Below are 13,184 nucleotides of genomic sequence, written 5' to 3'. Positions count from 1 at the left end.
ACTCAGCGTGCTCAGCACTAGCGAAGGCGGTTCAGCGCGCTTCGTTATACGTCTAGCAGCAGACGGGCCGGGTCTTCCAGCAGCTCTTTAATCGTAACCAGGAATTGTACCGCGTCTTTGCCGTCGATCATGCGGTGGTCGTAAGAGAGTGCCAGATACATCATCGGGCGAATTTCGACCTTACCGTTCACCGCCATCGGGCGTTCCTGGATCTTGTGCATCCCCAGGATAGCGGTTTGCGGCGGGTTGATGATCGGGGTCGACATCAGCGAGCCAAAGATACCACCATTGGTGATGGTAAAGGTGCCGCCCTGCATTTCGTCGATGCCGAGCTTACCGTCACGCGCACGCTTGCCAAAGTCGACAATCGTCTTCTCGACGTCGGCAATTTTCATGTTGTCAGTGTCACGCAGAACCGGCACCACGAGACCACGATCCGTCGATACGGCAACACCGATGTCCTGGTAACCATGGTAAACGATATCGGTGCCATCGATGGAGGCGTTGACATCCGGGAAACGCTTGAGAGCTTCGGAGGCGGCTTTCACGAAGAAGCCCATGAAACCAAGCTTGGTGTCGTGGGCCTTCAGGAAGGTATCTTTGTACTGGGCACGCAGCGACATCACCGCACCCATGTCCACTTCGTTGTACGTGGTCAGCATGGCAGCGGTCTGCTGTGCCTGAACCAAGCGCTTGGCGATGGTTTGACGCAGACGGCTCATCGGTACGCGCTTCTCGGCACGCTCACCCTCGACCGCTGGCGCAGCAGCGGCTTTGGCGGGTGCAGAGGACTTGGCCGCTTTCTTGGCCGAACCATCCTTGACGGCTTTCTGAACGTCTTCTTTCAGAATGCGACCGCCTTTGCCGGTACCTTCGATCTTGGAAACGTCCAGATCGTGCTCGGCAACCATCTTGCGAGCAGCCGGTGCCAACACTTTGCCACCCACCTTCTCATCGGCGCCTTCATCGTCAGCGTCGCTGGAAGCGCTGCTGGAAGAAGAAGCGCTGGCCTGGTCACTGCCACCGCCCTCTACGAAGGTTGCCAGAATCGCTTCGGACTCAACCTGGCTGCCTTCTTCTGCCTTGATTTCCGCCAGGGCACCATCGGCAGGCGCTACGACTTCCAGCACGACCTTGTCGGTTTCGATGTCGGCCAGCACTTCGTCACGCTTGACCGCTTCGCCTACTTTCTTGTGCCAGGTCGCCACGGTGCCTTCCTGAATGGACTCGGGGAAGCTAGGCGCCTTCACGTCGTGCTGCTTGCCTCCGGCTGGCTTGGCGGCTTCTTTGGACTCGGCCTTCTCGGCGCTGTCATCGCTGGCGGCACTCTCTTTCTTGCTGCCAGCACCGCTCGCTTCGCCGATCTTGCCCAATACCTGCTCGGACTCGACGGTATCGCCTTCTTCGGCCATCACGTCGGTCAGGGTTCCCGCTTCCGGTGCGACGACTTCAAGTACCACTTTATCGGTCTCGATTTCAACGATCAGCTCGTCGCGTTCGACGCTGTCACCCGGCTTTTTGTGCCACGCGGCCACGGTGCCTTCGGCAACGGATTCCGGAAAGGTTGGCGCTTTGATCTCAGTAGCCATGTCGTTTCCCTTATGTGTTCTCTAAACCCGGTGGGCGCTTATAGGTTAAAAGCGTCTTCCACCAGCTGGCGCTGCTGTTCAGTGTGGACGGACATGTAGCCCGCTGCCGGAGCAGCCGAGGCAGGACGCCCTGCGAATTTCAACTCACGTCCAAGGCCATCTTTCAACATATCGGCCACGGTACGCATGTGGTGCTGACTGGAGTACCAGGCGCCTTGGTTCAGCGGCTCTTCCTGACACCATACGATGTCTTCCACATTGGCATACGCCTGGAGCACTTCCAGAAGCTCTTCTTTCGGGAAGGGATAGAGCTGCTCTAGACGAATGATCGCCGTGTCGTCACGCTCGTTTTCAGCGCGCCAGTTAACCAGATCGTAGTAGACCTTGCCTGCGCACATAATGACGCGGGTGACGTTGTCGGCGTCGAGATTCGCTTGATCCGGCAGTACCATGTGGAACTTGCCGTAGGCGAGATCTTCCAAGCTCGACACTGCTTCTTTGTGGCGCAGCAGCGACTTAGGCGACATGACCACTAGCGGTTTACGCAGCGGACGAATCACTTGGCGGCGCAGCAGGTGGAAAATCTGCGCTGGCGTCGTCGGTACGCACACCTGCATGTTGTGCTCGGCGCACAGCTGCAAGAAGCGCTCTAGACGGGCAGAAGAGTGCTCGGGCCCTTGGCCTTCATAGCCATGAGGCAGCAGCATGGTCAAGCCGCACAGGCGACCCCACTTGGTCTCCCCGGAAGAGATGAACTGATCCACTACCACCTGAGCGCCGTTGACGAAGTCACCAAACTGCGCTTCCCAAATAACCAAGTCATTCGGGGCGGTGGTCGAGTAGCCGTATTCGAATGCCAGCACGGCTTCTTCTGATAGGAAGGAGTCGTGGATGGTAAAGCGCGGCTGACCGTCGGCCATATTCTGCAGCGGCACATAGGTCGACCCGTCTTTCTGGTTGTGCACGACCGCGTGACGGTGGGAGAACGTCCCACGCCCCACATCCTGCCCGGTGATGCGGATAGGATGACCTTGGTCGAGCAACGTGGCGTAGGCCAGCGTTTCGGCAAAGCCCCAGTTGAGCCCCATGCCACCCGCCTGCATTTTACGTCGGTCTTCGTAGATTTTGGCGACCTGACGCTGAACATCGACACCGTCGGGGATTTCACACATCTTCGCCGCCAGCTGTTGCAGGCGTTTCATGTCGAAGGTGGTGTCGGCATTGCCGGTCCACTCATGGCCCAGGTAGGGAGCCCAGTCGACGAACAGCGACTTGTTGGGTTCCTGAACCAGCGCGTTGGCCACGTGATTGCCTGCCACGAGATCATCGCGGTAGGTTTCCACCATGGCTTTGGCGTCGTCTTCGGACAGCACGCCCTGCTCGATCAGGCGCTGCGCATACAGCGTGCGTGAGGAGGGGTGATCCTTGATCTTGGCGTACATCAGCGGCTGGGTGCCCGATGGCTCGTCGGCCTCGTTATGGCCGCGACGGCGGTAGCACACCAGGTCGATGACGACGTCTTTCTTGAACTGCTGACGGTAATCCAGGGCCACTTGGGTGGCGTGAATGACCGCGTCCGGATCATCGCCGTTGACGTGGAAGATCGGCGCCTGAACCATCTTGGCAATGTCAGTACAGTATTCGGTGGAGCGTGCATCGGCCGGGTTGGAGGTCGTGAACCCCACCTGGTTGTTGATGACGATGTGTACCGTGCCACCGGTCTTGTAGGCGCGGGTCTGAGACATCTGGAATGTCTCCATGACCACACCCTGTCCCGCGAAGGCGGCATCGCCATGAACATTGATCGGCAGCACTTTGCTTCCGTCAGCGTCATTGCGGCGATCCTGGCGGGCACGTACCGAGCCTTCCACCACCGGCGCGACGATTTCGAGATGCGACGGGTTGAACGACATGGCCAGGTGGACTTCGCCACCAGGCGACATGACGTTGGAGCTGAAGCCCTGGTGGTATTTCACGTCACCAGAACCACGCTCGATGACTTTCTTGCCATCGAACTCGTCGATCAGATCCGCAGGGTTCTTGCCCAGGATGTTGACCAGCAGATTCAAGCGGCCACGGTGGGCCATGCCGATCACGACTTCCTTGGTGCCATAGCCACCGGCGCGCTGAATCAGTTCGTCCATCATCGGTACGAACGACTCGCCACCTTCCAGGCCGAAGCGCTTGGTACCCGGGTACTTGGAGGCCAGGTAATTTTCCAGGCCTTCCGCAGCCGTCAGGCGTTCCAGTACGTGCTTGCGCACGTCATCGCTGAACTTGGGCGCGCTGCGTACCGATTCGAAACGACGCTGCAGCCAGCGCTTCTCTTCGGTATCCACGATGTGCATGATTTCGCAGCCGATGGAGCGGCAGTAGGTCTGCTCCAGCGCATCGACGATCTCGCGCAACGGTGCTTTATCAACACCCAGGAAGAAAGAACCTGTCTGGAACTCGGTATCAAGATCAGCCTTGGATAGCTGATGGAATGACAGGTCGAGGTCGGGGACGGGGGTAGGGTTACGCAGACCAAGCGGGTCGATATTGGCCTTTTGATGGCCACGGAAGCGATACGCGTTAATCAGCTGCAGGACTTTAATCTGCTTTTTGTTTTCACCGCTGTCGGACGCGGCGACTACCCGGCCTGGGCGCCTTTCACGGCCAAGCTGGTAGAACTGATCACGAATGGGGCTTAGTGGAACATCGTGGGAGGCACTGCCTTCAGCACGCGGCAACTGATCGAAATAGCTGCGCCACTCGTCTGAGACAGAATCAGGATCGGCGAGGTACTGCTCGTAAAGCGCTTCCACGTAGTGGACATTGCCACCACTAACGTGAGAGGAACGCCACATCAACTCCATTATGCCTTGTTGCATCTCTCGGTCACCCTGCACTGATGGGGTGGTATCGGCATCGCTGCATGCGTGCAACGACATCGCTATTGCCCTGCCGGCGGGGCGGGACGTTTGCCGGCGGCGCCGACCTGAGGCCGGTAGCCCTTTTTCATACACGTATGATGACGCGTTTCATTACCAGTTCATGCTCAAAAGCCGGTACTCGTCGCACCGGCTTTTAAACTTGGCTGATCCATGGTGCGGCGCGTCGCCGCACCATGACAGCCCCTATGATAACAAGCGAAGCGCCACGATTTAAGTAGCTTTGTGATGCAACTTATGTGGTAGTCGCTTTTTTTCACAGGATTAATGAGTTACGTCGCATCTGCGAGCAACATTTCACGAATTTTACCAATTGCACGGGTCGGATTCAGACCTTTCGGGCATACCGCCACGCAGTTCATGATGCCACGGCAACGGAACACCGAGAACGGGTCTTCCAGGCTGGTCAGACGCTCACGCGTGGCGGTATCGCGACTGTCGGCCAGGAAGCGGTATGACTGCAGCAGACCCGCCGGGCCCACGAACTTGTCCGGGTTCCACCAGAACGACGGGCATGAAGTCGAGCAGCACGCACACAGAATACACTCGTACAGACCATCCAGTTTGTCGCGCTCTTCCGGCGACTGCAGACGCTCAATGGCTGGCGCTGGCGTATCGTTCTGCAGGTACGGCTGAATACGCTCGTACTGCTTATAGAACAGACCCATGTCAACCACCATATCACGGATGACCGGGAGGCCAGGCAGCGGGCGCAGCGTCAGTTTGTTGTTTTTCACAACATCGGACAGCGGCGTGATGCATGCCAAGCCGTTTTTGCCGTTCATGTTCATGCCATCGGAACCGCATACACCTTCACGGCAGCTACGGCGATAGGCTAAACCGCTGTCTTGCTCTTTCATCAGGTGCAAAACATCCAGCACCATCAGATCACGGCCTTTGGTATCGACCTGAAACTCCTGCATATAAGGCGCGGAGTCGGTTTCCGGATTGTAGCGGTATACGGATACCTGAAGATTGGACATGGTGACTCCCTCTCGTCAGTGCGGAGATTAGTAGGTACGAACCTTAGGCTCGAACGTATCAACAGTTTTCGGCTTGAAGTTAACGTCGCGCTTCTTCAGCTCTTTAGTTGCTGGGAAGTAGAGCGAGTGTTTCAGCCAGTTGACATCATCACGGTCTGGGTAGTCGTAGCGCGAGTGGGCACCACGGCTCTCTTTACGCTCAAGGGCAGCAATCGCCGTTGCTTCTGCCACTTCCATCAGGTTGTCCAGCTCCAGCGCCTCAACACGAGCAGTGTTGAATACATTGGATTTGTCCGGCAGGTGCGCATTGGCAATACGGCCACGCAGTTCCGCTAGCTTTTTGACACCTTCCTGCATGTTTTTCTCTTCACGGAATACACCGAAAGAGTTCTGCATGATGTCTTGAAGCTCGGCTTTCAGCTCAGGGATGCTTTCGCCGCCCTCTTCAGACTCGTTCCAGCGCGTAATACGCTTCATGGCGAATTCGATGTCTGACTCGGAAGCGTCCAGATACTCGATACCTTCGTTCAGCGCGCCTTCGATGAACATACCGGCAGCGCGACCAAAGACGACCAAGTCCAGCAGCGAGTTACCGCCCAGGCGGTTAGCACCGTGTACTGATACACATGCCGCTTCACCACAGGCAAACAGACCGTTAACGATATGGTCGTTGCCATTTTCGTCTTGGGTAATTGCTTGGCCATGAATGTTGGTCGGAATACCGCCCATCATATAGTGGCAGGTCGGGACGACTGGAATCGGGTCTTTCGCCGGATCAACGTGGGCGAAGGTTTTAGACAGCTCTACGATACCCGGCAGACGCTTACCAAGAACTTCTTCACCCAGATGATCTAGCTTCAGGAAGACGTGGTCGCCCTTATCACCACAGCCGCGGCCTTCGAGAATTTCCATCACCATGGAGCGCGCAACGACGTCGCGGCCTGCCAGGTCTTTGGCGTTGGGCGCGTAGCGCTCCATGAAACGCTCGCCATCCTTGTTGACCAGGTAGCCACCTTCACCACGGCAACCTTCGGTGACCAGCGTGCCCGCACCGTAAATACCGGTCGGGTGGAACTGCCACATTTCCATGTCCTGCATCGGGAAGCCGGCGCGTAGCGCCATGCCGATACCGTCACCGGTGTTGATCAGGGCGTTAGTGGTCGACGCGTAGATGCGTCCGGCACCGCCGGTCGCCAGCACGGTGGCTTTCGACTTGACGTGCACCACTTCGCCGGTTTCGATACACATGGCGATACAGCCCACCACGTCACCGTTGGCGTTCTTGACCAGATCCACCGCGTACCACTCGTTCAGGAACGTGGTGTTGTTCTTCAGGTTGTTCTGGTAAAGGGTGTGCAGCAGCGCGTGACCGGTACGGTCGGCGGCGGCGCAGGTACGTGCGGCCTGACCACCTTCACCAAAGTTCTTGGACTGACCACCGAACGGACGCTGATAGATGCGGCCATTGTCGAAACGCGAGAACGGTAGGCCCATGTGCTCGAGTTCGAAGACGGCCTTGGGGCCTTCCGAACACATGTACTCGGCAGCGTCTTGGTCAGCGATATAGTCGCCGCCCTTGACGGTGTCATACATGTGCCAGCGCCAGTCGTCGTTCGGGTCGGCGGAGGCAATCGCACAGGTAATACCGCCTTGAGCAGAAACCGTGTGAGAGCGTGTCGGGAACACTTTGGACAGTACGGCTGTCTTCTTACCAGATTTTGCCAGTTCAAGCGCAGCACGCAGGCCAGAGCCACCACCACCGATGATAATGGCGTCGAATGTCAGGCTACGAAGGTTAGACATGTATCAAGCTCCCCACAGAATTTGAATGCCCCACACCAGGTACACGAAGATGGCCAGAATGATCAGCGTCTGGGCACCCACGCGCAGGCGAGTGGACTTGAGGTAATCGGTGGTGACGGTCCACAAACCGATCCAGGCGTGCGCAGCGATAGAGACAAACGCCAGCAGCGAGAAAATGCGCATCCACGTTTGCTCGAACAGCCCGCTCCAGGTGTAGTAGTCCAGGTTCGGATTAAACAGCAGGTAGGCAACAACGAAAACCGTGTAAAGGGCCAGGATGACCGCAGAAACGCGCTGCATCAGCCAGTCGGACAGCCCGCTACGGCCAAAACTTGTGATATTGGTTACCATACCCAAACTCCTGCCAGAATAATCAGAACTGCACTCACTACCACAGTAGCCTGTGCTTTTTTAACGCCACCTTCTAAGGTCACCCCAATATTGGCGTCCATCAGCAGGTGCTTGATGCCTGCCACAAAGTGGAATGCCAAGGCAGACAGCAGCCCCCACGCAACGAGCTTGGCAAAGAAGTTGTTGGCTAAGGCACTGCTGACAGCATCGAAGCCAGCCGGAGATGACAGGGATTTACCCAACGCCCAAAAAGCGAAAATCAGGCCAACGAACAGGATCACACCCGTGATACGGTGTGTAATCGACGTTAGCGCCGGTAGTGGGAAATGTATCGTCGTTAGATCTAGGTTTACGGGTCGTTTGCTATTCACGGCGTTATACACACTCTCTTGGCCCGCTCAGCGACAGGTCGGGCATAGCCCGAGCGGGCAGTGGTTGCTGGAAGGGGCTCGGCCGTTGCCAAGTCGGGCACGACCACCTACCTGCCGGTCGCGCGCCGTGGATTATAAGAACCTTAGCCCCTGCTGACAAACCGAACTCAGACTGAACTCGACCATGGTGCAAGAAAATAGCCAATGGTCTGAGTCGATTTTGCGATGCAGCATGGTTATAGTGACATTAGATGGACGGCTTGATAAGCCTGTTAACGTATCGTCAACCCTCTGTCACTTCGGTACTATAGATCCTAGTTAATCATATACAATTATTATCCAAAACCGCACATCCCGTACAAGCATGTCTAGCATTACGGCTAATTGACAAAATGTCGCACGCTTCTATAGTGGGCAAGCCTTTTCGCCGGCGCGGCATGCGAAACAACGACTTTACGTCCCAAACCGAACTCGAAAGGAGGCCATCATGGCTGACAGGAAAGCGACATTGACGGTAGACGGTCTCGACAAGACGATCGAACTACCCATGTATTCCGGCACACTTGGCCCCGACGTCATCGACGTGCGCGGCCTAGGTGCTGAAGGCCTGTTTACCTACGATCCCGGCTTCATGGCCACCTCTTCCTGCCAGTCCGCAATCACCTATATCGATGGCGGCAAGGGCGTACTGCTGCACCGCGGCTACCCCATTGAACAACTGGCGAAAGAGTCGAACTTTGTAGAAGTTTGTTACACCCTGCTGTTTGGCGAGCTTCCCAATGATGAGCAGTATGCTGATTTCGAATCTCGCATTCGCAATCACACCATGGTGCATGACCAGATCAACAACTTCTTCAAAGGGTTCCGCCGCGATGCGCACCCGATGTCGATTCTGTGTGGTGTGGTAGGCGGCCTTGCCGCTTTCTACCATGATCACATGGACATTACTCAGGAAGAAGATCGGGTGATCAGCGCTATTCGCCTCATTGCTAAAATGCCGACCCTGGCAGCAATGTCGCACAAGTACAACGTTGGCCAACCCTTCAACTACCCGCGCAACGACCTGAGCTATGCAGAGAACTTCCTCTACATGATGTTCAGCAACCCTTGCGAAGAGTACAAGATCAACCCGGTGTACGCGAAAGCCATGGACCGCATCTTTATGCTGCATGCGGACCACGAGCAAAACGCCTCTACCTCGACCGTTCGTCTGGCAGGCTCAACTGGCGCCAACCCGTTTGCCTGTATCAGCGCGGGCATTGCGGCCTTGTGGGGTCCGGCGCATGGCGGTGCCAATGAGGCCGTGCTGAACATGCTCGACGAGATCGGCGACGACTCAGAAGAGAACATTCAGCGCTTCGTCGACAAAGCGAAAGACAAGAACGACCCGTTCAAACTGATGGGCTTCGGTCATCGCGTCTACCGCAACTTCGACCCACGTGCCAAAGTGATGAAAGAGACCTGCGACGAAGTACTGGCCGAACTCGGTATGGCCGATGACCCGCAGCTCAAAATTGCCAAGCGCCTGGAGCAGATCGCCCTGGAAGATGAATACTTCATCGAGCGTAAACTGTACCCGAACGTTGACTTCTATTCAGGCATCATCCTGAAAGCCATGGGTATTCCGACCAATATGTTCACTGTGATCTTTGCAGTATCGCGCACCATTGGCTGGATCTCCCATTGGCACGAAATGCTCAGCGAAAGCTACAAGATCGGTCGTCCACGCCAGCTTTACACTGGTCGTGACCAGCGTGACTACCCCAAGAAGTAATCGGCGGCTTGTACGGCGATAACTGAGCGACACAAAGGCCACCCACGGGTGGCCTTTTGCGTGCAGCCTACCCCTTCATGACACCACTCCCCCATCAACAACAAAGGTGCTTTATGTCTTCTATCACTACCGTTGCCTTTATCGGCCTGGGCGTCATGGGCTATCCCATGGCAGGACACCTGGCCAGGCAGGGCCTGACCACCCGCGTTTATAACCGCACGGCCGCCAAAGCCCAGGCATGGGCCGATCAGTTTGGCGGCACGGCCCACGCCACGCCCGCCGAAGCGGCCCAGGGCGCCGACCTGGTGCTGGTGTGCGTAGGCAATGACGACGACGTGCGCCAAGTCACCACCGGCGAACACGGCGTGCTGCAGGCCATGGCCCCCGGCAGCTATCTGGTGGACCACACCACGGCCTCAGCCGACCTGGCACTGGAGCTGGATGCCGCCTGCCGCCAGCAGAGCCTTCATTTTATCGACGCCCCGGTATCCGGCGGCCAGCAGGGCGCAGAAAACGGCGCGCTGACCATCATGTGCGGCGGTGAACAGGCCCCTTTCGATGCCGTCGCCCCCGTGCTTGACCACTACGCTCGCGCTGTCACGCTCATGGGCCCCGCCAGCAGCGGCCAGCTCACCAAAATGGTCAACCAGATCTGCATCGCCGGCCTGGTACAAGGGTTGGCGGAGGGTCTGCACTTTGCCGAACAGGCAGGACTGGATCAGCATCAAGTGATCGAGGTGATTTCGAAAGGTGCCGCAGGATCCTGGCAGATGGAAAACCGCCACAAGACCATGATCGCCGATGAGTATCAGCACGGCTTTGCCGTCGACTGGATGCGCAAGGATCTGGGTATCTGCCTGGAGCAAGCGCGCAGACTGGACGCCACGCTACCCGTCACCGCACTGGTGGATCAGTTCTATGCCGACGTGCAGCGCATGCAGGGTGGCCGATGGGACACCTCTTCGCTGTTAAAGCGTCTCCGCAAAGGCGAATAGCGCTTGACATTTTGGCGCTGACAGTCGGATCAGGGTTTTCCACACTATCTGTGGATAACCCTGTTCACAACCACTACAAAAACGTCCTCTAATCGCCATGGACAGTGACCCAGCCTTAAATTGGTCATTTTTTGATCTAATATAAGACATTGATTTTAAAGGAATTAAGCCAAGACACTGATTTCTTGGGACGTCTTCACGAGACTGTACACAACCCTTTACCCAGACGAGCAAAAGTGGACAAGTCAAGCACAATATTGACAAAAAAAGCGATAAATTGGCTAAAACGCCAAATAGGAAGCAGCCGAAAAAGCAACGCGACATTGGGTTGCTATCGAGACTTTTTGAAGGGGGAAAATACAAAAAACCAGAAGAAGGTGGCGTCCCATAGGGGGTTCGAACCCCTGTTACCGCCGTGAAAGGGCGGTGTCCTAGACCACTAGACGAATGGGACGTATCTAACCTGGAAGCATCTTTGACAAGGCAACATCAGTGCTACTGATATTGGTGGAGCCTAGCGGGATCGAACCGCTGACCTCAACACTGCCAGTGTTGCGCTCTCCCAGCTGAGCTAAGGCCCCACATGTCGCGAAGACGGAGCGTATATTACTGATTCGCCTGATCTTCGTCAAGCCTATTTCCCGAAGAAAACGCCACGCGTTCATAACTAGACCGCGCGACGCTCTCTCCATTTTCATAGCAGGGGTCAATTACAGATCGCGGTACTCTTTTTCAAACCGCTTCGCCTGCTTTTTGGACACGCCACCCAATACGGCAATCGCATGGCGAAGCCGTGCACGCGTCACGTCAGAGCCAAGAATAGCCATCGCATCCATCACCGAGGTGCTTGAGGTACTGCCTGTAATGGCAATAAACACTGGTGCCAGGAAGGCCTTCATTTTTAGCTCAAAGTGCTCTGCCAGACTTTTGACTTCCTCCAGCAACGCTTCTTTATGCCAAGCAGAGACGCCTTCAAAGCGCCATACCAGGAACTGCAGCAGCTTCACTAGCTCTTCGTTGTCCAGCTTCACGCTGTCAAAATCATCTTTAGTGATTGTGGGCAAGCCAGAGAAAAAGTGGCCCGCCAGCGGAACAACCTGGGAGAGCGTTTCTACCCGAGGGCGGACTTGCGGCAAAATCTGCTTCACGTAGGCATCATTGAACGCCCACTCACGCAGCGCTTGCAGCAGTGCGTCGTCGTCCAAGTCTTCACGGATATAGACACCGTTCAACCACGTCAATTTCTCTAGGTCGAACACGGGCCCGCCGAGTGAGACACGCTGAATATCAAATTCTGCCATCATCTCTGACAAGCTGAATTTTTCACGCTCATCAGGCATCGACCAACCCATACGGCCCAGGTAGTTGGTCACGGCCTGGGGTAAAAAGCCCATGCGGCGATAGTAATTGATCGACGTTGGGTTTTTACGCTTGGAGAGCTTGGACTTATCCGGGTTACGCAGCAGCGGCATATGACAAAGCTGCGGCATTTCCCAACCAAAGTACTCATACAGCAGTTGATGCTTCGGCGCGGAATTGATCCACTCTTCACCACGCAGCACGTGGGTAATGCCCATTAAATGATCGTCCACCACGTTAGCTAAGTGGTACGTAGGCATACCGTCTGATTTCATCAGAATCTGAGCATCAACCTGCGCCCAATCCACTTCAATCGTACCGCGCAGCATATCGCTAACCACGCACACGCCTTCGCTGGGCACGTTCATACGAATCACATAGGGCCAGCTTTCCTGCTCACGACGTGATTGCTCTTCTGCGTCCAGGGCTAAGTCAGTTGGCTTCAATGCCAAATGCAGGCCTGCCTCTTTGCGTGACTCGCGTAGCTCATCAAGCTCTTCGCTGGTGCGGTAACACTTAAAGGCATGCCCGGCGTCTAGCAACTGCTGGGCATACTTCGCATAAATATCGCCCCGCTCGCTTTGCCGATACGGCCCGTGGGGACCACCTACATCCGGGCCTTCATCCCACTCAAGCCCCAACCAACGCAATGAGTCGAGAATCATCTGTTCTGACTCAGGAGTGGAGCGTACTTGATCGGTGTCTTCAATACGCAAAATGAACTGACCGCCGTGCTGGCGAGCAAAGCAGAGATTAAACAGTGCAATATAGGCCGTGCCTACATGAGGGTCTCCAGTAGGAGAAGGCGCGATACGAGTACGTACGGTCATCAACAGTTCCCTTTAGCAGTTAAGCGTGGCGCCATTATACGCACCCTAAGAACAACCAACAGCATTGGAAAGGGAACGAGTTTGACTTAAAAGCGTCTGATCGAAAGCTCTCAGAACATAGATAGGAAGATGCGCGTTAAAGCACAATCGCTTAGTATGTTGTAGTACCTATGATTCGTGTTCATGCATGAGAATG

At 56.0% G+C, this 13,184-nt stretch carries 9 protein-coding genes and 2 tRNA genes; 2 read left to right on the top strand and 9 right to left on the bottom strand.

Annotated features, from left to right (window positions below):
• Positions 1-44: 44 nt before the first annotated feature.
• The 6 genes from odhB to sdhC all read right to left on the bottom strand — a co-directional run bounded on the left by odhB (position 45) and on the right by sdhC (position 8,030).
• A complete protein-coding gene (odhB, locus tag A3220_RS05095; RefSeq protein ID WP_044627830.1) occupies positions 45-1,589 on the bottom strand; it encodes a 2-oxoglutarate dehydrogenase complex dihydrolipoyllysine-residue succinyltransferase in 1,545 nt (514 codons plus the stop codon).
• 38 nt (positions 1,590-1,627) lie between these two features.
• Entirely contained in the window at positions 1,628-4,462 is a 2,835-nt protein-coding gene (locus A3220_RS05090; protein WP_062359350.1) for a 2-oxoglutarate dehydrogenase E1 component, read from the bottom strand.
• Positions 4,463-4,794: 332 nt separating this feature from the next.
• On the bottom strand, positions 4,795-5,505 hold the full coding sequence (locus tag A3220_RS05085; RefSeq protein ID WP_016914530.1) for a succinate dehydrogenase iron-sulfur subunit: 711 nt from the start codon (positions 5,503-5,505) through the stop codon (positions 4,795-4,797).
• Between the two features lie 27 nt (positions 5,506-5,532).
• A complete protein-coding gene (sdhA, locus tag A3220_RS05080) occupies positions 5,533-7,308 on the bottom strand; it encodes a succinate dehydrogenase flavoprotein subunit (RefSeq protein ID WP_062373588.1) in 1,776 nt (591 codons plus the stop codon).
• A 3-nt stretch (positions 7,309-7,311) separates the two neighbouring features.
• Positions 7,312-7,659: a succinate dehydrogenase, hydrophobic membrane anchor protein gene (sdhD, locus tag A3220_RS05075; RefSeq protein WP_062373586.1), complete on the bottom strand. Its 348-nt coding sequence runs from the start codon at positions 7,657-7,659 to the stop codon at positions 7,312-7,314.
• Positions 7,653-8,030 carry a succinate dehydrogenase, cytochrome b556 subunit gene (sdhC, locus tag A3220_RS05070; RefSeq protein ID WP_196781579.1) on the bottom strand — a complete coding sequence of 126 codons (378 nt, stop codon included), beginning with the start codon at positions 8,028-8,030 and terminating at the stop codon, positions 7,653-7,655. Before sdhC ends, sdhD begins: the two co-directional genes overlap by 7 nt.
• 487 nt (positions 8,031-8,517) lie before the next feature.
• Between sdhC and gltA the strand changes: the two genes are divergently transcribed.
• Both gltA and A3220_RS05060 read left to right on the top strand, forming a co-directional pair.
• Positions 8,518-9,804, top strand: coding sequence for a citrate synthase (gltA, locus tag A3220_RS05065; protein WP_062373583.1), 1,287 nt, complete (start codon positions 8,518-8,520; stop codon positions 9,802-9,804).
• A 113-nt stretch (positions 9,805-9,917) separates the two neighbouring features.
• Positions 9,918-10,799 (top strand): NAD(P)-dependent oxidoreductase, encoded by an 882-nt coding sequence (locus tag A3220_RS05060; RefSeq protein WP_062373579.1) that lies wholly within the window; start codon positions 9,918-9,920, stop codon positions 10,797-10,799.
• Between the two features lie 378 nt (positions 10,800-11,177).
• Here the strand turns inward: A3220_RS05060 and A3220_RS05055 are convergent.
• The 3 genes from A3220_RS05055 to gltX form a co-directional block, all read right to left on the bottom strand.
• Positions 11,178-11,253 (bottom strand) — tRNA-Glu (locus tag A3220_RS05055).
• A gap of 51 nt (positions 11,254-11,304) precedes the next feature.
• Positions 11,305-11,380: transfer RNA gene (locus A3220_RS05050), tRNA-Ala, on the bottom strand.
• Positions 11,381-11,509: 129 nt separating this feature from the next.
• Positions 11,510-12,988, bottom strand: coding sequence for a glutamate--tRNA ligase (gltX, locus tag A3220_RS05045; RefSeq protein ID WP_062359306.1), 1,479 nt, complete (start codon positions 12,986-12,988; stop codon positions 11,510-11,512).
• Positions 12,989-13,184 lie beyond the last annotated feature (196 nt).

It is taken from the genome of Halomonas sp. KX33721, from assembly GCF_001596805.1.
GTDB classification, from domain to species: Bacteria; Pseudomonadota; Gammaproteobacteria; order Pseudomonadales; family Halomonadaceae; genus Vreelandella; species Vreelandella aquamarina.
This window is presented reverse-complemented; position numbering and strand designations above follow the sequence as displayed.